This window comes from Rhodocytophaga rosea (assembly GCF_010119975.1).
GTDB classification, from domain to species: Bacteria; Bacteroidota; Bacteroidia; order Cytophagales; family 172606-1; genus Rhodocytophaga; species Rhodocytophaga rosea.
On the sequence record NZ_CP048222.1, the window covers coordinates 8,068,663 to 8,087,594 of the forward strand.

The window sequence follows — 18,932 nt, forward strand, 5'->3', positions numbered from 1 at the left end:
TTTTTGTAGTTTAATCATGACCTAACCTACCTACTGTCATGAGAACACCTTCCATAATACTCGTCCTCTTATTTTTTTTAAGTTTCCGGCTCATCGCACAGAATAATCCTGTAGGCACCTGGAAACTGCTTTCTGCCAAATATTCGAGTTCTACCGGTGAAGTAGACTATTTTAATAGTTATAATAAAAAGGAAACCAAAATTATCACTCCTACTCATTTTATGTGGATGACACAGCTACCGGATAGCCTGAATCCAACAAGAGTTAAGCTAGCCAGTGCAGGAGGTGGTACCTATACGATGGAAGGGAATAATTACATAGAAAACCTGGAATATGCCTCCTGGGATGGATATGCCAAAGACAAAACTAATTTTACGCTGCAAACAGAAAGTAATAATAACGTTATGATTCAGTCTGGTACCATCAAATATCCGGATGGTAGCTTTGTGAAGCTGGAGGAAACCTGGCAACGCCAGAACTTTCCAGCCAATGACGGCAAACATGTAGGAACCTGGCATATGATTTCTCAAAAAGTGACTGACCCCAAAGGTAAAACCACTAAAATGCAAATTGATACCATTAAGCAGGTGAAAATTCTGACGCCTACGCACTGGATGTTTATTAAAGAACATATCAAAGATGGAAAAAAATCATTCGCAGGAGCCAATGGAGGCAGTTATACGCTGAATGGAACCAGGTATGTGGAGTATCTGGAAAATGCTGAGGATGTTCAAACGGACTATACCCTGGAGGTGAAAGGCAACAAACTGACTATGGTGGGTACCTTAACAACACCTGATGGACAAAAAACCATCTATGATGAAGTGTATATGAGAGAAACGCCTGGAAATAAAAAGCTGGCAAAAATGGATAAAAACCAATAGATATCGATTCACCAATAATAGTGAAATAGTAAGAAGCGATGAGTTTAGCTCATCGCTTATTTTTTATCTCAATCCGGCGTTAATACTGGCTAAAGCTGCCGATCCCGGGCATAATTCTTTTTCAGTAAGTGTATTTAGGGGCTGTTTTGTTGTATTGAGCGTTTCATGCAGTTCCTTAAAGTCGGTATTTACATACAATAAACCTGTCAGGATTTCGCCTTTGGCTCTTGCTTTTTGTAAGGCATTTGCCGCAGAAATCCGGTTCTGTGGGTCCCAGTCTTTGGCGAGTTTATGCAGATGCAGATAACTGCCATCGTGCATGGTGACGAGTGTATCGGTACCTTCATCATAATATGCCTTTATTTCTCTTTTTTCAGGAACAAAATCTACGGTAGACGTAGCTTCCACATGTTCCCGTACATAATCATAGGATTTTGTAGAACCCGGATTATTGTTGAAAGTAACACATGGTGAGATTACATTGATAAACGCAAAGCCTTTGTGGTGTATGGCTGCCTTTATGAGCGGAACCAGTTGCTGTTTATCTCCACTAAAACTCTGGGCAACAAAGGTAGCTCCCAGTTCTACAGCCAGACTTGCTAAATCTATCGCTTGAAAAGGATTGACAGAGCCGGATTTACTTTTAGAACCTTCGTCGGCTGTAGCAGAATCCTGGCCTTTGGTGAGTCCATAACAGCCATTATTCATCACAATATAGACCATATTCAGGTTGCGCCGGATCACATGTACGAACTGTCCCATCCCAATCGAAGCAGAATCGCCGTCTCCGGAAACGCCAAAATAGACCAGGTTCCGGTTGGCCAGGTTAGCCCCGGTAGCTACCGATGGCATTCGTCCATGAACTGAATTAAATCCATGCGAATTTCCCAGAAAATAAGTAGGTGTTTTGGAAGAGCAGCCAATACCGGAAAGTTTAGCGACATGGTGTGGCTCTATAGACATTTCATAGCAGGCCTGTACAATAGCTGCGCTGATACTGTCGTGGCCACAACCGGCACATAAAGTAGAGAGGGCGCCTTCGTATTCTTTTTTTGTATACCCTATTTTATTGGTGGGTAGTTTCGGATGCCTAAATAATGGCCGCAGGTAACTCATTGGTCTGGGGAGTAGTTTGTAAAAGATACGTTGAAATTTGTGTAGCAATGGTATGAGCCGTAATCGGCATTCCATCGTAATTTAATACCGGAATTAATTTTGCCGGATTCACTTGTAGTTCATTGATCAGCAAACCACGCATCTGGGCATCCCGGTTCTGTTCAATAACAAAAACCGTCTGATGAGACTGGATAAAGTCATCTACCGTCTGGTTAAATGGAAATGCTTTTAACCGCAGGGCATCAATAAATATTCCTTCTTCGCGCAACTGATCCATGGCTTCTTCCGCTGAATAGGTAGAGGTACCGAAGAAAATCACGCCTAAATGACTTTGATTTTTTTTCTGGTAGATTTCCGGGGACGGAACCATGTTTTTTGCTGTATTCCATTTCACCATCAGCCTCTCCATATTTCGCTTGTAAGCAGCGCCATCCTCCGTATAGGTGGCATATTCATCCCTGGAAGTTCCCCTGGTGAAAAATGCGCCTTTGGTAGGGTGGGTGCCAGGATAGGTGCGGTAGGTTATGCCATCGCCATCTGTGTCCAGATACCGCCCGAAACGACCAATATCATTGAGCTGGCTGGCTGTAAGTACTTTTCCCCGGTTATAGGTATAGGAATCATCCCATTCAAAAGGCTCGCTCATGTGGTCGTTCATGCCCAGATCCAGGTCCGTCAGCATAATGACAGGGGTTTGTAGCTGTTCGGCCAGATCAAAACTTTGGGCGGTCATTTCAAAACATTCTTTGGGGGTGGAAGGAAGTAGTAATATATGCCTGGTATCGCCATGAGAAGCATAGGCCGCCAGTTGAATATCTGATTGCTGTGTCCGGGTAGGCATTCCGGTACTTGGACCGGTGCGTTGTACATCTATCAAAACAGCTGGCACTTCAGCAAAATAGGCAAGCCCTAAAAATTCATTCATCAGCGAAACCCCAGGACCGCTGGTAGCTGTGAAAGACCTGGCTCCATTCCAGTTGGCACCAATCACCATTCCCATCGCTGCCAGTTCATCTTCCGCCTGAACAATAGCAAAATTCTTTTCACCAGTGAGTTTATCAATGCGTAGCTCATTGGCATAATTTTCAAAGGCTTCGGCAACAGATGTAGAAGGAGTGATGGGATACCAGGCGCAAACAGTTGCCCCACCATATAGGGCTCCTAATCCACAGGCTGAATTCCCATCTATCATAATGCGCTCGCCGATCAGGTTGCGTCTTTCCAGGTGAATAGGAAGGGGATAGGTAAAATGCTCCTGCACATAGTTCATTCCCAGTTGCAGGGATTTAATATTAGGTGCTATCAGTTTTTCTTTCCCAATAAATTGTTCAGCCAGTAGTTCCTGCAGCACTTCAAACTCAATGTTAAGCAGTTGTGCGAGTGCGCCTACATAAATAATGTTTTTAAATAATTGACGCTGCCTGGGGTCTTTAAACTCTGCATTGCACATTTCCATCAGCGGAATCCCTAGGTAATTAACATCCGGGCGGATATATTCGACTGCCAGTTTTTTGGTGCTGTCGTAAAGAAAATATCCTCCCGGTGACACACTTTTGACATCCTGTATCATACTCTGCGGATTGACACACACCATCAGATCTATGCCTTCCCGACGGCCAAGATAGCCTTTTTCACTCACCCGTACCTCGTACCAGGTGGGTAAGCCCTGGATGTTGGATGGAAAAATGTTTTTGGGGGTAACGGGGATTCCCATCCGGAAAATGGCTTTGGCAAAAAGGAAGTTAGCGCTGGCTGAACCGGTTCCGTTCACATTGGCAAAGCGAACGACAAAATCATTAATTGTTGAACTCATTATAAATAAAATTGAGCAAGAAGTAATAAAATTCGAAATTGGAATTCTTTAGTGATAACTGAAATTATAAAATTGTAAAATTGGCTTTTCTCATTCTGGTAATTAGCTTTTGGTTTTCAACAATATCTGTTATATAGGTTATTATTAAATAATATAATAATGGTAATAAAATCCATAAAATGTAGAAATAGCTAGTATTTGCTGGAATAAACACACCATCATCAAAGGAACCTTCAAAAGGCCAATAATTGTATACTATACCTAGTATTTGTGGACAGGTATCGATTAAATATAGAATACCATTATTCCAATTTGTATAAATTCTTAATACACCATTCTCATCTGTATTTAAACTATTTAGGTGGATGATATGGTAAATAAGGCATTGTAAAATAACAAATGAATAGAGACTAAATAATTTATGGTTAGTTAGATAATAACTTATTGCAAATGGAATGATAAATAACAAGGCATGATATGAAAGTCTATAAAGTGAATCAGAAAAATCTAGTGAATATATTTCAGGAGAATCACTAATAAATTTCATTATAACAATACTGATTGTATCAAGAAATAGATTAATACAATTCCATATAATGCATATTTTGATCATCCATTTGATATCTTCTGCATTAAACTTTCTTAAGCCAATTCGCATCCCAATTTTTCTTACTTACCACAACCAGCTTTAGCAACATTATAAACATATTTCTGCATGTCCCAGGCTGCCGTAGGGCACCGTTCGGCACACAAACCACAATGCAGGCAGACATCTTCATCTTTCACCATCACCCTGCCAGTTTGTAAGGGAGCAGAAACCAGTAAATCCTGTGAGGTATTCTGGGCAGGTACCAGTAATTGCATCCGCAGGTCGGGTTCTTCAGCATTGGGCGTAAACGTGATACAGGAAGTGGGACAAACATCCATGCAGGCATCACATTCGATACAACGGCTTTCAGTAAACACCGTTTGAATATCACAATTGAGGCAGCGCTGCGCTTCTTTAAAAGCAGTATTCACCTCAAAGCCAAGCTCTACTTCTTTCTTGCGGTTGGTGAGTGTAATTGTTTTATCTGCCTGAGGCACTACATACCGCTGATCTACAGCTACATAACTATCGTAGCTCCATTCATGAATGCCCATTTTCTGACTGACCAGATTGGTAAGCGGATTAGGCCGTTGGTGTAAATCTTTTTTCTCACAGAATAAATCTATTGAAACAGCTGCCTGATGTCCGTGGGCCACGGCGGTAATTACGTTTTTAGGTCCGAAAGCAGCATCGCCGCCAAAAAACACATTCGGCAGGGTAGACTGAAATGTCACTTCATTCACAACCGGCATTCCCCATTTGTCGAATTCCAGGCCTATGTTGCGTTCAATCCAGGGAAAACTGTTTTCTTGCCCGATGGCCACCAGTACATCATCGGCTTCTATAAATACATCTGGCTCTCCGGTGGGCAATAACTGGCGTTTACCAGTCTTGTCATATACTGGGTGCACTTTTTCAAACTTCATTCCGATGAGCTTACCATGTTTGACCTCAAAACTCAAAGGAACGTGGTTCTCATAAATATCAATTCCTTCGTGCATGGCATCTTCTTTTTCCCAGGGCGATGCTTTCATTTCTTTGAAAGGGCTGCGTACGACTACTTTTACCTGTTCCCCACCCAGCCTGCGGGAGGTACGGCAGCAGTCCATAGCGGTATTTCCGCCACCCAGTACAATTACTTTTTTACCGATTTTGTGGGTATGTTCAAAAGCAACATTGGCCAGCCATTCGATACCGATGTGAATATGGGTAGCCGCTTCTTTCCGTCCAGGGAGGTTGGTCAGATCCCTTCCTCTGGGGGCACCAGTTCCTACAAATATGGCATCATATTCTTTTTCCAGGACTTCTTTTAAACTGCTCACATAGGTTTTGAAATGTGTATGAATGCCCATATCCAGAATATAGTTTACCTCTTCATTCAACACAGATTCAGGCAGGCGGAAAGCCGGTATCTGGCTGCGCATCATCCCACCGCCGGCAATCTGCTCGTCATACAAATGTATTTCATAGCCCAGGGGCGCTAAATCTCTGGCTACGGTGAGCGAAGCCGGACCACCTCCGATCAGTGCAATTTTTTTACCATTGGGCTTGAATGGACCTTGCGGCATATATTGTTGGACATCCCCTTTATTATCAGCAGCTACCCGTTTGAGGCGGCAAATGGCTACTGGTTCTTCTTCCACCCGTCCCCGGCGGCAGGCTGGTTCGCAGGGACGGTCGCAGGTACGGCCTAATACACCGGGGAATACATTGGATTCCCAGTTGACCATATAGGCTTCCGTATATTTTTCAGCAGCGATCAGGCGGATGTATTCGGGTACCGGTGTATGGGCAGGACAGGCATACTGGCAATCCACTACTTTATGATAGTATTCAGGGTTTTGGGTGTTGGTAGGTTCCATAGATCACACAAGGACATAATAAAATCCAGGCAAATGCTCGCCCGGAATGGAGTCAGTAAATATTGTGATTTATATGAAAATTCCTATTATTTTTTGAAAATTTATATGAAAGTGGAGTTTATAGGAATGAGAGGCTGTTAGTTCCAGCCAAAGAATATCACCAAGCAATAAGAAAAGCAAATAGTTTTAGTTATAAATCTAGCAGGGGTTATTGGCTGACAATTTTCAAAATCCGACACATCGCAAGGCTGTAATCGTTGCAGGCGTTTTAAAATTAACTTATTAGATATATTTAAATATTTGGATTGGCAACTTCATCCAATTGATTCAGGCAGGCTTGAAGTTCCGCTTTGTATTGAGCAGTAGTATAAGGAAGCAGCATACGGGCAATGAGGGATAAATAGTGATTGATCTGCTCATCCGGGCTCAGATGCCGGAAAGATATTTGTGCTTCTGAAATCCAGAATCTGACTACCAGAGCAATAGCTGATACTAAATAATCTACCTCCTTATCATCTTCTATCTTCAGAAACCCCGAACTGATAATAAATCTGATATTGGCCCGAAGTGTTGCATTTCTGTCTTTCTGGGTTTGATTGTAACGGGTAGAAATTTTTTTGTTCTGCTCCATCAGGTGTACAAAACTCAGTAACAGGCAGCGGAACTTCAGGTGATTATAAAATACAGTGCGCAGCATTTCAATAAATGTTGTAATTGTAATATGCTCATCTGCCACCAGTACCTTAGAATTTAATTGATTTAATTCTACTGATAACTGGTATACCAGATCATCTTTTGTCGGGAAATAATAGGTGATGTTGCTTACCCTCATATCTAACAATCCGGCCAGTTCACGCAAGCCTACATACTCTACACCCCGTTCGTTAAACATTTCAAGCGCCTTCAATAAAATTTTATCTGCTGTTTTCATAGAAAATTTGGACAATGTCCAAATTTATATAATTTTGTTAAAAAAGAAACATGACCATTCAATATCCACATACCATTGAAAATTGTACTGGCGAGAAAATTATTTTTCACGGTATACAACAAGAGCCAGATGGCGACAAAGTGTTGGTAGAAAACTTTGTTAGTCCAGGGCATGGGCCATTAATGCATACCCATTTTTTACAGGATGAAGCATTAACCGTAATAAAAGGGAAACTGGGTTATCAAATCCCTGGACAGGCAGCACAATATGTGGGTGAAGGCGAATCCGTTATTTTTAAACGGGGTGTACCCCACCGTTTCTGGAATGCCGGAGAAGATATACTTACCTGCAAAGGATGGATAAAACCCGCCAATACCATTGTGTTTTTCCTGTCAGCCATTTATGCGGCTCAGAACAAATCCGGAAACTCTCAGCCAGAAAAATTTGATAGCGCTTATCTTCTGACACGTTATGCCTCGGAATATGACATCCTGGGAATTCCAGCCTTTGTTAGGAAAACAATCATCCCTATTACTTATCTGCTTGGAAAACTGTTAGGAAAATATAAACACTTTAAAGATGCTCCTGCTCCAGTTACCAGATAGCATATAATGAAAATGCCAATTCGAAAAAACAGACAACTAAAAAGCAAAATGAAATTTTCTTTTGCGTTTTTAGTGCTACGAAAAAATATCCGAAAGAGCGTGCTATCCGATTTTCACCGTAGTCCCGGTAGATGCGGATTGATCAGCGGCAAAAATAATTTCATGGGTCCGGAGAGCATCCTTCAGGCTGGTAAGCGGCATTTCAACCCCTTGTTCAATAGATTCAAAGAAAGTCTGGAACTGATTCTGGTAAGGGTGATCGGAAACGTCGCCGGAGTCGAGCATTTTCATGGCAAGTGTACTCCATTGGTGGCGGTTGGTACCTAGTTTCATAGAATGGAACTTATTGTCAAGCAAACTGCCTTCGCTTCCGCACAAATGGGTATGGAAATAATACGGTTGCAAACAATCTACAATCGCCGCACATTTACCGATACGGCCAGTGCTGAATTTCAGAATGGTAACACTGCTGGTAGGATATTCATAAGGCTCGAAAATCTCACTTCTCGATTTGGTATCATAACTGGTTACTTCGGTTACATCCGTACCCATACACATCAGCAGGGCATCCAGCGCATGGCAACCAGCGGTAAGCAGGGCACTGCCACCGGCATCTTTGCGGATGTTCCAGCGAAAGGGACTGTACCAGGGACCAATGCCATGATAATAATCAATCTCCCCATAATGAATGTTTCCCAGCAGGCCCTCGTCGATAAGGGCTTTGGTAGCAGTAAACTGGCTGGAGTACCGCACTTCAAAACAAACACAGGTTTTTACGCCAGCTTTTTTTACAGCGGTTTCTATCGCCTGGCAATCTTCCCAGGAAAGCGCCAGTGGTTTTTCAATGATTAGATGTTTACCTGCGGCGGCGGCGGCTACGGCATGGTCTTTATGCTGATAAGGATAGCTGCAAATAGAAACGGCATCCAGGTTTTTATCAGCCAGCATTGCTTGTAAGTCGGTATAGGTCTGAATGGTTGATCCGGCTTTTGCGCTTACATCAGCATCATCCAACTGGCGGGAAGAATAAATGGCTGTTACCTGGGCAAGATTGGTCGCATTGATGGCTGCAATATGAGCAGAGGCTACCCATCCGTAACCGATAATTCCAACATTGTATTTTTTCACAGGCTTTGAAAAGTTTTGGGTGCTACATAAGCGAAAGTATAGGATTGCTATCGTTTGCACAAAATCTTGAGGATAATATTTTTGAATGAGTGAATGATAAGCTTTAGCAGCCATCCAGTAAGAAAACTATCTAACCATTCAACAATGCGACCATGCAACTATTCTTTAACTCATCAATTTTTAACTCACTCAATCGCTCATTCACCTCATTTTTAGTCTGTTTCATCCAGAAAGAAGATCTGCTCAACAGGCTTGTTGAAAATTCTGGCAATTTTAAGGGCTAAAATGGTAGAAGGAACATACTTATTACTTTCCATGGCATTGATCGTTTGCCTGGATACCTGAATGCGTTCTGCCAGTTCCGCCTGAGTAATATTGATTTCTGCCCGTTCTACCCTGATTCTATTCCGCATCTCAGAAAGCATTTACTTTGTTTTTACTTTCGAAAGAAGGTTTAATATATAATATGAAGTTAAAACGGATGATAAAAAACAACAGAACAGTAAACAAGTTAAAAGTCATAACGGTCAGAAAGTCGGTTCCATAAAAGAATACCAGCGACAACAATACCAAAAATGAATTAATATAAACGCCCCATTGTAATGACTCCAGGCGTGTTTTGGTCACCCATTCATCTTCTATTTTTTCTTTAGAGAAGGCTACCAGATTTAACCCAATGATGAGTAAAACGCCTAATAATTCGTTGGTGAAATTTTCATACTCGCCTAGGAACAAATCTGCGTTAGATTTACTTCGGATATGAAATTCAAGAAAGCTAAATTCCTGGCCATTGAGTATATATAATAAGCCAATAAGGAGGGCAGGAATTGTAATTAACCAGCCGATACGTTTTAAATAATGTGGAAATAAAAATCTGGGTTGCATAGTGTTGTATATTTAATTGTTAATACAAATGTAAAGTATGCTTTACTTAATAGCAAGTGTATTTTACAAAAATGAAAGTATGTTTTACATAATTTGTATGAGCGGAATCCTGTTTATGTAGAAGCTTAAAAAAGTAGGACGAAAGTATGCTAAAGAAGAAAAAAGCCCGGATGAATGATTCATCCGGGCTGGAGCGGGAAACGGGGTTCGAACCCGCGACCTCAGGCTTGGGAAGCCGGCGCTCTGCCAACTGAGCTACTCCCGCAAGTAAAACTGGTAATTAAATGTATCTGTTTTCCAGAAATCCTCCAAGTAAATGTTTAAATTTTAAATGCATAAGATTTCCGTATCAGACTGTAGGTTATATTGATATTATAAACTTGGGTATATATTTCGTTAGTTAATAAATAATTAAAATTTAATAGTAGTATTTTGTGAATCATGCAAATTATAATTTGATTTTTTGTAAAAATCCACAAACTTTCATTTTATGCAGGATACGATCTTGCAAGTTATTTCTTTACATTAATGTGAAGGAATGAATGCCAGTATGTTGAAAATGTAAAATAATGACTTAACGCATTCTCCATTCAACTTTCAAGCTATATATTTATCACCTAAACGTATGAGTCAGATAAACTATTTCCATTCCTGTGCAGCATATGCTTGCAAAGGGATTTTATTATTGCTTCTGGTATGTTGTATTCCTTTTCTGGCAACAGGGCAAAGTAAAAAAATAAGCCCGTCAAAACTGGAAGCATTAAAGAAAGAACTTATTACTGAAATTGACAATAAAAAAGTATTTACCCAGCAAATGGTAGATATGATATTTAGTTTTGGTGAACTAGGTTTCCAGGAGGTTGAAACGTCTGCTTATCTCACCAATATTCTTAAAGAGAACGGCTTTACGGTTGAAAAAGGAATTTCTAATATACCTACAGCCTGGCTGGCCAGATGGGGTTCAGGTAAACCGGTAATTGCCATTGGCAGCGATATAGATTGTATACCCAAAGCTTCTCAAAAACCGGGCGTTGCCTATCATGATCCCATTATTGAAGGTGCCCCCGGACATGGAGAAGGCCATAATTCCGGACAGGCAGTAAATATAACTGCAGTTCTTGCCTTGAAAAAAATCATGGAACGGGAAGGTATACCAGGCACACTGGTGCTGTGGCCTGGCGTTGCAGAAGAGCAACTCGGTACTAAAGCCTTTTATGTCCGGGATGGGTATTTTAAAGACATTGATGCCTGTATTTTTACCCATGTGTCTAATAACCTGGCTGTATCCTATGGAGATGCCGGTGGTACCGGAATGATATCCATGGAATTTACTTTTGAAGGCGAATCAGCCCATTCGGCTGGGGCACCCTGGCGGGGCAGAAGTGCCCTTGATGGCGTGGAACTGATGAATATTGGATGGAATTTCAAACGGGAGCACTTGCAGCCTACCCAGCGTTCGCATTATGTGATCCGGGATGGCGGTGACCAGCCCAATGTTGTGCCTTCCAAAGCTACTGTATGGTATTATTTCCGGGAAAGAACCTATCCCAAGATCAAGGAAATGTATGAGGATGGGATTCAGATTGCCCAGGGTGCAGCGATGATGACCAAAACAAAAGTTAGTTACCGGGTGCTGGGCAGTGCCTGGCCAGGGCATTTCAGTAAACCCATTGCTGAAACGATGTACGAAAATATACAAAAAGTGGGTTTGCCCCAGTGGAGTGAAGATGACCAGGTACTGGCAAAAGCAACCCAGAAAGAAATGAATTCTCCAGTAACAACCGGGCTAAATATTAAACTGGATTCGCTGAAAAAACCAGACGGGGCGGCTATGGGTGCTGGCTCAGACGACATCGCTGATATCTCCTGGAATGTGCCTACTGTCGTATTGGAGTTTCCTTCCAACATGCCGGGTTTACCAGGCCATCATTGGGCCAATGCCATTACCATGGCTACTCCTATTGCTCATAAAGGAGCTACTGCCGGGGCAAAAGCTGAAGCGCTCACGCTGCTGGATATGCTGATTAGACCTGAAATTATCGCTAAATCATGGGACTATTATAGAACTGTTCAAACCAAAGACATCAAGTATACCCCTTTGATTTCAGCTACAGATAAACCAGCCGTTCATTTAAATAAAGAGATTATGGAGAAATACAGGCCAGAAATGAAGAAGTATTATTATGACCCTTCCAAGTACAAAACCTATCTGGACCAATTAGGAATTAAATATCCTACTATCAGGACGGATGCAAAAACGCAGGAAAACAAAAACAGCGGGGATAATAAACCTTAGTATAATAATGTCGTTGCTCAGAAACAAGGGTCATTTTCTGAAATTAAGAAAAATACAAATAACTATTGAGTGCAAACTAATAAGCTAGGTTGGCTCCCGTATCATGTCGTAGTTAGTCCCGTTATGGTATTCAAAGGTGCCTACTTTATGAAAGCCGAATTTAGTATAATAGCTGACCGCTCTTTGATTACTGGCTTGTACACCTCCCCACAATATGATCTTCCTGGCAGGTAGACTGGCAAGAATATATGTAAGCATAATACTTCCCAAACCAGAACTCTGATAGGAATCGGCAATGGAAGGTGCAAAGGTGAAGGCATTGCCTAAGGTATCTAATCCATAGGTATGCATGCGCTCAGCGTCTTTTTCCAGCGTACCATGCTTCATCAGCATATAGGCTACTATCTGTTTTCCGTCCAGGGTTTCGGCTATGTACCGCTGTATATCATCCTGTTCCAGGTTAGTACAAATCTGGTGAACAGTGCTTGCATCAAAAGGGTGGGGACCAAAACGATTTCTGGTTTCCGGAGAAAAACTGGCAAAGTAAGCTAGCAATTTTTCTTCATCTTCCCACTGCAATAAACGGATGCGAACCTGGCTATTATTTTTTAAGGTGGTGATATAAAAGGATGGTAATAGCAAACAAAAACTCCGGCAAAAGTACCGGAGTTTTATAAATATATAATAATAGCAAGGGTTCTATCTATAGATTTTTTCTCCCCGGCTGTTTCTCCATTCATTTTCAAAATGGACTGCATCTTCTTCTGTACGTGGATTCACACCCATTACAATGCCTCCTTCTTTAACGCCTTCCTCATATTCTCTGGCACGGTCTTCGGGAATTCCTGAACCTACTAAAGCGCCCAGCACACCCCCGGTTAATCCGCCTGCGCCTGCACCGGCTAATCCGGCTGCAATCGGTCCGGCAATTATAAGTCCTAAACCTGGTAGTGCAACAGCTGTACCTGCGGCAGCAATGGCACCTACAATGGCTCCAAGCGTTCCGCCAATGGCAGAACCCACGCCGGCACCTTCCATGGCTTTGTTGCCCAGGCCAGTATCATGGCTATCATGGTCTTTGCTGAAATGTTTTTTGCGGGTATCATCCGACATCATCAGGTTAATATCGTTATCAGAATAGCCGCGGGCTCTCAGCGAACTATACGCACGTTCAGCACTATCCCGGTCCCTGAACATACCGGTAAGCAATCTTGGGTTGCTGGCTGCATTGGTGGTAGAAAAATTGCTGGATGCGCTTCCAACGGTTGGCATGGGTGCCGATTCACTATTGGTGGTGCTATAATTTCCTGTGGTAAGGTCGTCATTTCTGGTCAGGCTGTCGTTACCGGTCAGATCGCTGTCGGATGAGTAGCCGGAAGCATTGCCCAAAGAGTCGCGGTTGGTACTATTCCTGGTGTTTTCGTCTGAATCAGAAAATGGGTTTCTTGGTGTATTTTCCATAAAAATTGTGTGGTTTGTTTGGTTAAAAAAATGAAGTATGTAGTGCTATTACATGCGCCCAAACGGGCTGAATTTTACTCAGGTTAACGGCAGGAAATATTAATTAGTTACAAGTTTTTCAAAGTTGTATCTTATTTTATAGCTTTAAGACAGTTCAAAATCCGTGACAAATGTTTATCCCAACCCTGAGACATATCCTCTTCCGCCTGCTGTCTACTCTACTGGTAGCCACTTTATTTATAACCCATCCGCTTATGGCCCAGTTGAAAGTAAGTCCTAATAAACGCTATCTGGTGAAAGCCGATGGAACACCGTTTTTCTACCTGGGAGATACGGCCTGGGAACTGTTTCACCGCCTCAACCGGGAAGAAGCTGACCGCTATCTGCAAAACCGGGCTGACAAAGGTTTTACAGTCATTCAGGCGGTAGCGCTGGCAGAACTTGACGGCTTAACCGATCCCAACCCCTATGGGCATATACCGCTGAAAAACAATGACCCTACCCAGCCCAACGAAGACTATTTTAAACATGTGGATTATATCGTAAACAAAGCCCAGTCACTGGGATTATATATCAGCATGCTGCCTACCTGGGGCGATAAGATTTTTAAAGACAAATGGGGGGCTGGCCCTGAAATTTTTACTACGCAGAGTGCTAAGGTATACGGGCAATTTCTGGGCAAACGCTACGCAAATAAACCCATCATCTGGGTATTGGGCGGTGACCGCAATCCCAGGGACGAAAAAGATATCGCCATCTGGCGGGCTATGGCAGAAGGTATAATAGCCGGAGCTGGCGGTACAGACAAAACCACGATGACCTATCATCCGCAGCCGAAAGAGGATGGGGGCTCATCTACCTGGTTCCACAACGACGAATGGCTGGATTTTAATATGTTCCAGACCGGACATTGCCGCAATAGCAATCTGTATGAGAAAATCACCCATGATTATAATTTAACACCTGTAAAACCTACCATGGATGGCGAACCCATTTACGAGGATCATCCGGTTTGTTTCAATGCCAAAGACCTGGGTTATTCTGCTGCCTACGATGTACGCCGGGCAGCTTATCTGGACTTGTTTGCCGGTGCTTTCGGACATACCTATGGATGTCATGCCGTCTGGCAAATGTATGCACCCAACCGGAAAGCGGTGAATGGACCTTTAAAACCCTGGTTCGAATCTATTGACCTGCCCGGTGCTGAAGATATGACCCATGTACGTGCCTTAATGGAATCCAGGCCCATACTTGACCGTGTGCCAGACCAGTCACTGCTTACTACAGATGCCTACGCCGAGGGCGACAGGATTCAGGCCACCAGAGGAAAAGATTATCTGTTTGTGTACACCACCACTGGAAGGCCATTTACGCTGGCAATGGGCAAAATTTCCGGTAAACAGGTAAAAGGATTCTGGTTTGACCCACGCGAAGGCAAATCCACACCAGTTGAAGCAGTAAATAATACAGGAACACACAGCTTTACACCGCCTTCCAAAGGTTTAGGAAAGGACTGGATTCTGATTCTGGATGATGCCAGCAAAAATTATAAGGAGCCGCAGAAAGTAGTAACCAGGAAAATATAATTTGTTATAGCAAACTTTTACCTAAACAGTAGGTAATATGAGAAAAGCCATTCTTCTTTTTATTCTCCTGTTTCAAGTAGCGATACTTCAAGCACAGGAAGTAAACTTTGTTGAAGACTATTATCCATTCATCCGCAAGGCAGAAATTGCCATTACCCAACTGTCATTTGGGGAAGCCTCCAATTATTACAAGCAAGCATTTAAAGCAGTAGAACAGCCTTTTGCTATTGATTATTATAATGCAGCTTTATGTGCTATTCAGAATAAAAATTATAGGGAAGCCACCAGGTATTCCGGCTTATTGATAGATAAAGGAATGGATAGCCGCTTTTTCAATAGGCAAGCATTTTCTTCTATCAAGAAAGAGAAAGTATGGAAGAAGCTTATGCAAACCTATCCCAAACGAAGAAAAGCATATCTGTCGAGGATCAATATTTCTCTACGCAATGAAATTCTTTCTTTGAATGAAAAAGACCAGCATTTCCGGAGAATGCCTGGTTCCTATGGTGTACACGGAGATACCATTTTTGGTATTGATATGGCAAATGTAAAACGCATCAGGGAAATTATCAGCCAGTATGGGTATCCGGACGAAAATCTGGTGGGCCTTGTAGATAATAATTTTCATAGCTCACTTCCATCAATCATCATCCTGCATCATTACCAGCAGGGTTACTACGATTTATCTGCTACCTTATTGGAACAGGTAAAGATGGGAAAGCTTTCTCCCAGAGAATTTGTTCAATATGAGGAACAATTGCTACAGCATAAATATAAAAGCAATCTGTTTACAAAACTGGATACAACTATTGTGGTTGAACACAAATTCAAAATTGCTGATTTAACTACTTCTGACCAGGTTCGAAAAGATGTTGGTTTGGAAACAATAGAAGAATGGAGAAGAAAAATATTATTTGAAATGAATAATGTCTTATTGCTTCCCTGGGAACGCTATAAGAATTATCAGAACGAGGGATTCAATTTCCAATCCGGGTATGGTATTTTTGGTTTTATTGGCGATGGTGCATTTAATAGAAAATTTATTGAAAGAATTCCGCCTGAAGCTATTCACATTTTGGATAATGCAGAGTTAGAGAAGGAAAGTATTAAAAAGGTGTTTTGGTAGGAGAATATTAGTCGTTAAACCTGAACTAATTTCCTTTCGGTTTTTTTAGCTTCCACGGTTTTTACTTCCGAAGCACTGCAGGTACCACAGCCTTTTGCGCAGCCGGAAGTTTGTTTGGTAGAGAAGTTCTTCCGGACTACCTGGAACAGATAGCCCAGAGCCAGGATAAAAATAATGCCGATGACAATTTGCTCAATCACTGGAAGCAGAGTTGGTTATCAAAATTACCCAATAGCTTTCAAAAAAGTTCACAAACCGCATTATTTAATAAATAACTACAAGCAGTATTCCTATTTTGCAGGATTAAATACTAAACCTTTGGTTTCTATCCTGATTGCTGCCCGTAATGAAGAACATACAATACTCAATTGCCTGCAAGCCATTGACAACTTATCTTATCCAGTCGAAGATCTTGAAATTCTGATTGGCAATGATGCTTCTGAAGACAGGACGGAGGAAAGAATCAATCAATATATTCGGGGAAGATCACATTTTAAGCTAATTAATATTACTCATTCAGTTGGATATGCTAAAGGAAAAGCCAATGTATTGGCGCAACTGGCATCACAAGCCAGAGGAGAATATTTATTTATTACCGATGCAGATATAGAAGTTGCAAGGCACTGGGTAGAAACCATGCTGCAAGCCTGCCAGCCGGAAACAGGTATTGTAAGTGGTACTACAGCAGTAAAGGGGAGCCGCATGTTTGATATACTGCAATCCCTCGACTGGCTTTATGCCCAGGGACTGATGTATCTGTCAGCACAAGTTAACATTCCTGTATCGGCTCTGGGAAACAATATGATGGTGAGCCGGAAGGCTTACCTGGCAACTGGCGGCTATGAAAATCTGCCTTTTTCGGTGACCGAAGATTATGCTTTGTTCCGGGAAGTTGTACAGCGCAAGTTCGGTTTTGAACAGGTTGTACAAGAAAAGGCTCTGGCTTATACAGAACCTGCCGGAGATAGTAGGGAATGGTTACAGCAGCGGAAGCGCTGGATGAAAGGTGCATTCCAACTGCCTTTTTACCTGGTATTGCCTTTACTTGTACAGGCTTTGTTTTTTCCGCTTCTACTAATTTTGTTCTTTTATTTCCCCTGGCTGGCTGCAGGATTTCTTTTGGTGAAAACTATCTTTCAGGCAGGTATATTGCTATGGATAATTAACCGCTTGAATCAACCCAGGCTGCTGCCTTATGTATGGGTGTTTGAACCCTATTTTATGGTAGTTTCATTTGCCAGCTTATTGTATTATGTCTGGCCGGGAAAGATCATATGGAAAGGAAGGAAGTATTAGGAATTAAATCTGATAGCGGGAAAATACGTTCCCGCTATCAGATTTAACCCTTATAACCAGCCCGTCAGCATGGTAGTAAAGTAAAGTTTGCCCACATCCCAGTTCAATGTAGCAAAGAAAAACTCCGGATTGTCCAGACCATGCATACTCATTTTTTTGCCCTGTGTGACAAATAGAATAACAGCCACTAGTAAAGCAAAAGCCAGAATGGCCAGGGCAATTTTGATCCAGCTATACGGACGTTCGCCTTGTACTTCCCCGGTACGTCCATTTACCATAAAGCGGAATACTTTGCCCTTATAACGGTAAGCACTCAGCCAGATGGGCAGTAATACATGTTTAAAGGTAATGTTAGCATAGGTAGTATTTACCGAATGAATGCGCTGATGATCGCCTCCAATATCCTGGCAAATGGTAGCCCGGATGGTATCGTCCATGATACGTTTGGCTTCTTCAAATCCAGCCCGTACATCTACCTGGTAGGTTTCCGTGCGAAAACCACTCAGGTATTGCTCGTTAAATGGTACTAAGTTTTTGGTATCCCAGGGTTCCAGCTCGCGGATATAATTGCCCGGCAAGGAATGACTGGCTACCACCATTACATCATCAAACTCATTGCGCACCGTACCAGATGCAGAACGCCAGCGTATTTTAGTTACCTGCCTGGTTTTGGTAACCGTTTTACCGTTTTCATTGGTCGTATATGTTTCAGTGGTAGTGTAATTATCGCCTCTTTCGCCGGAATACTGGCTTTTGGTATTACAATCAAACGTCCAGTAGGGAATATACATCCCATTGAGCTTTTCGTGGTTGTCTGCAAAATGCTTCAAATCATTAGGGGCAAACCAGAGACCATCGAGCCAGGTTTTAAACAAACCAAACCCATTTTTCTGATCAATCTTAAACGGAAGCAGTGATTTTGGTTTCAGTACGGTACATAAACTACCAGAACTAACAACCAGTGCTGTACCACAAAACGGACAATCATCGGAGGTAACATTGGGTTTGAGCGAACTTTCAGCGCCACAGGAGGTACATTTTACAACGGCTATCTGTTGTTTGTCGGCCTGCAAAACGCCACTGGCAATAAAACTTTTGTAATCTATTTCCTCAATTTCTTCCAGGCGGGTTTCAATCTCATTTTCGGTGCCACAGTAGGGGCATTTCATATGCGAACTACCGGGGGCAAATACTAAATAAGCACCACATTGCTTGCAGGGAAATTTCAGGTTGTCAGTTTGCGGACTAAACGTTTGCTCCATTAAGTAAAAGAAATGATTATGAGAATGAGCGAATGTGATATATTTTGAATGAAAAGCCTTTACTATTTCAACATCAGTATTTGAAACAGTAA

Annotated in this window: 17 protein-coding genes and 1 tRNA gene; 6 read left to right on the forward strand and 12 right to left on the reverse strand. The window is 42.1% G+C overall.

All coding sequences use genetic code 11. The annotated features are described in order from the left end of the window. The first annotated feature begins 38 nt into the window (after positions 1-38). On the forward strand, positions 39-884 hold the full coding sequence (locus GXP67_RS33040; RefSeq protein ID WP_162447070.1) for a hypothetical protein: 846 nt from the start codon (positions 39-41) through the stop codon (positions 882-884). A 63-nt stretch (positions 885-947) separates the two neighbouring features. Here the strand turns inward: GXP67_RS33040 and GXP67_RS33045 are convergent, their stop codons facing one another. From GXP67_RS33045 to GXP67_RS33060, 4 genes are all read right to left on the reverse strand, one after another. Further along, positions 948-2,000, reverse strand: coding sequence for a 2-oxoacid:ferredoxin oxidoreductase subunit beta (locus GXP67_RS33045; RefSeq protein WP_162447071.1), 1,053 nt, complete (start codon positions 1,998-2,000; stop codon positions 948-950). Next, a complete protein-coding gene (locus GXP67_RS33050; RefSeq protein ID WP_162447072.1) occupies positions 1,975-3,813 on the reverse strand; it encodes a 2-oxoacid:acceptor oxidoreductase subunit alpha in 1,839 nt (612 codons plus the stop codon). The genes GXP67_RS33045 and GXP67_RS33050 overlap by 26 nt, the downstream gene beginning before the upstream one ends. A 669-nt stretch (positions 3,814-4,482) precedes the next feature. Further along, complete coding sequence (locus GXP67_RS33055; RefSeq protein ID WP_162447073.1) at positions 4,483-6,264, reverse strand: FAD-dependent oxidoreductase; 1,782 nt, start codon at positions 6,262-6,264, stop codon at positions 4,483-4,485. A gap of 292 nt (positions 6,265-6,556) precedes the next feature. Continuing rightward, positions 6,557-7,195, reverse strand: a complete 639-nt coding sequence (locus tag GXP67_RS33060) for a TetR/AcrR family transcriptional regulator (RefSeq protein ID WP_162447074.1) — start codon at positions 7,193-7,195, stop codon at positions 6,557-6,559. Positions 7,196-7,245: 50 nt separating this feature from the next. Here GXP67_RS33060 and GXP67_RS33065 point away from each other — a divergent pair, with 50 nt between their 5' ends. Continuing rightward, positions 7,246-7,800, forward strand: coding sequence for a cupin domain-containing protein (locus tag GXP67_RS33065; RefSeq protein WP_162447075.1), 555 nt, complete (start codon positions 7,246-7,248; stop codon positions 7,798-7,800). Positions 7,801-7,902: 102 nt separating this feature from the next. On the opposite strand, the gene GXP67_RS33070 is transcribed toward GXP67_RS33065, so the two are convergent. The 4 genes from GXP67_RS33070 to GXP67_RS33085 all read right to left on the reverse strand — a co-directional run bounded on the left by GXP67_RS33070 (position 7,903) and on the right by GXP67_RS33085 (position 10,078). Continuing rightward, the gene (locus GXP67_RS33070; RefSeq protein WP_162447076.1) at positions 7,903-8,928 is read right to left on the reverse strand and encodes a Gfo/Idh/MocA family protein; all 1,026 of its coding nucleotides are present in this window, start codon (positions 8,926-8,928) and stop codon (positions 7,903-7,905) included. A 212-nt stretch (positions 8,929-9,140) separates the two neighbouring features. Beyond that, positions 9,141-9,341 (reverse strand): helix-turn-helix transcriptional regulator, encoded by a 201-nt coding sequence (locus tag GXP67_RS33075; protein WP_162447077.1) that lies wholly within the window; start codon positions 9,339-9,341, stop codon positions 9,141-9,143. A gap of 1 nt (position 9,342) precedes the next feature. Further along, positions 9,343-9,813 (reverse strand): hypothetical protein, encoded by a 471-nt coding sequence (locus tag GXP67_RS33080; protein ID WP_162447078.1) that lies wholly within the window; start codon positions 9,811-9,813, stop codon positions 9,343-9,345. A gap of 189 nt (positions 9,814-10,002) precedes the next feature. Continuing rightward, positions 10,003-10,078, reverse strand: a tRNA-Gly gene (locus GXP67_RS33085). Positions 10,079-10,438: 360 nt separating this feature from the next. Here GXP67_RS33085 and GXP67_RS33090 point away from each other — a divergent pair. Next, positions 10,439-12,109, forward strand: a complete 1,671-nt coding sequence (locus GXP67_RS33090; protein ID WP_162447079.1) for an amidohydrolase — start codon at positions 10,439-10,441, stop codon at positions 12,107-12,109. A gap of 84 nt (positions 12,110-12,193) precedes the next feature. Here GXP67_RS33090 and GXP67_RS33095 read toward each other — a convergent pair whose 3' ends face one another. Next, positions 12,194-12,751, reverse strand: coding sequence for a GNAT family N-acetyltransferase (locus GXP67_RS33095; protein ID WP_162447080.1), 558 nt, complete (start codon positions 12,749-12,751; stop codon positions 12,194-12,196). Positions 12,752-12,808: 57 nt separating this feature from the next. Then, the gene (locus GXP67_RS33100; RefSeq protein WP_394351950.1) at positions 12,809-13,570 is read right to left on the reverse strand and encodes a hypothetical protein; all 762 of its coding nucleotides are present in this window, start codon (positions 13,568-13,570) and stop codon (positions 12,809-12,811) included. Positions 13,571-13,740: 170 nt separating this feature from the next. On the opposite strand from GXP67_RS33100, the gene GXP67_RS33105 reads away from it, so the two are divergent. Beyond that, positions 13,741-15,156 carry a glycoside hydrolase family 140 protein gene (locus tag GXP67_RS33105; protein ID WP_162447081.1) on the forward strand — a complete coding sequence of 472 codons (1,416 nt, stop codon included), beginning with the start codon at positions 13,741-13,743 and terminating at the stop codon, positions 15,154-15,156. Positions 15,157-15,193: 37 nt separating this feature from the next. Further along, entirely contained in the window at positions 15,194-16,282 is a 1,089-nt protein-coding gene (locus tag GXP67_RS33110) for a DUF6624 domain-containing protein (RefSeq protein ID WP_162447082.1), read from the forward strand. 14 nt (positions 16,283-16,296) lie between these two features. Here the strand turns inward: GXP67_RS33110 and GXP67_RS33115 are convergent, their stop codons facing one another. Beyond that, the gene (locus GXP67_RS33115; RefSeq protein WP_162447083.1) at positions 16,297-16,482 is read right to left on the reverse strand and encodes a FeoB-associated Cys-rich membrane protein; all 186 of its coding nucleotides are present in this window, start codon (positions 16,480-16,482) and stop codon (positions 16,297-16,299) included. Positions 16,483-16,600: 118 nt separating this feature from the next. On the opposite strand from GXP67_RS33115, the gene GXP67_RS33120 reads away from it, so the two are divergent. Continuing rightward, a complete protein-coding gene (locus GXP67_RS33120) occupies positions 16,601-17,578 on the forward strand; it encodes a glycosyltransferase (RefSeq protein WP_162447084.1) in 978 nt (325 codons plus the stop codon). Between the two features lie 50 nt (positions 17,579-17,628). Here GXP67_RS33120 and GXP67_RS33125 read toward each other — a convergent pair whose 3' ends face one another. Further along, positions 17,629-18,840, reverse strand: coding sequence for a TFIIB-type zinc ribbon-containing protein (locus tag GXP67_RS33125; protein WP_197901602.1), 1,212 nt, complete (start codon positions 18,838-18,840; stop codon positions 17,629-17,631). Between the last annotated feature and the right edge of the window lie 92 nt (positions 18,841-18,932).

What these genes read in the sequence shown, in the direction of transcription:
- GXP67_RS33040 (WP_162447070.1), top strand. Translation starts at nt 39, where the DNA reads ATGAGAACACCTTCCATAATACTCGTCCTCTTATTTTTTTTAAGTTTC.
- GXP67_RS33045 (WP_162447071.1), bottom strand. Translation starts at nt 2,000, where the DNA reads ATGAGTTACCTGCGGCCATTATTTAGGCATCCGAAACTACCCACCAAT.
- GXP67_RS33050 (WP_162447072.1), bottom strand. Translation starts at nt 3,813, where the DNA reads ATGAGTTCAACAATTAATGATTTTGTCGTTCGCTTTGCCAATGTGAAC.
- GXP67_RS33055 (WP_162447073.1), bottom strand. Translation starts at nt 6,264, where the DNA reads ATGGAACCTACCAACACCCAAAACCCTGAATACTATCATAAAGTAGTG.
- GXP67_RS33060 (WP_162447074.1), bottom strand. Translation starts at nt 7,195, where the DNA reads ATGAAAACAGCAGATAAAATTTTATTGAAGGCGCTTGAAATGTTTAAC.
- GXP67_RS33065 (WP_162447075.1), top strand. Translation starts at nt 7,246, where the DNA reads ATGACCATTCAATATCCACATACCATTGAAAATTGTACTGGCGAGAAA.
- GXP67_RS33075 (WP_162447077.1), bottom strand. Translation starts at nt 9,341, where the DNA reads ATGCGGAATAGAATCAGGGTAGAACGGGCAGAAATCAATATTACTCAG.
- GXP67_RS33080 (WP_162447078.1), bottom strand. Translation starts at nt 9,813, where the DNA reads ATGCAACCCAGATTTTTATTTCCACATTATTTAAAACGTATCGGCTGG.
- GXP67_RS33090 (WP_162447079.1), top strand. Translation starts at nt 10,439, where the DNA reads ATGAGTCAGATAAACTATTTCCATTCCTGTGCAGCATATGCTTGCAAA.
- GXP67_RS33100 (WP_394351950.1), bottom strand. Translation starts at nt 13,570, where the DNA reads ATGGAAAATACACCAAGAAACCCATTTTCTGATTCAGACGAAAACACC.
- GXP67_RS33105 (WP_162447081.1), top strand. Translation starts at nt 13,741, where the DNA reads ATGTTTATCCCAACCCTGAGACATATCCTCTTCCGCCTGCTGTCTACT.
- GXP67_RS33110 (WP_162447082.1), top strand. Translation starts at nt 15,194, where the DNA reads ATGAGAAAAGCCATTCTTCTTTTTATTCTCCTGTTTCAAGTAGCGATA.
- GXP67_RS33125 (WP_197901602.1), bottom strand. Translation starts at nt 18,840, where the DNA reads ATGGAGCAAACGTTTAGTCCGCAAACTGACAACCTGAAATTTCCCTGC.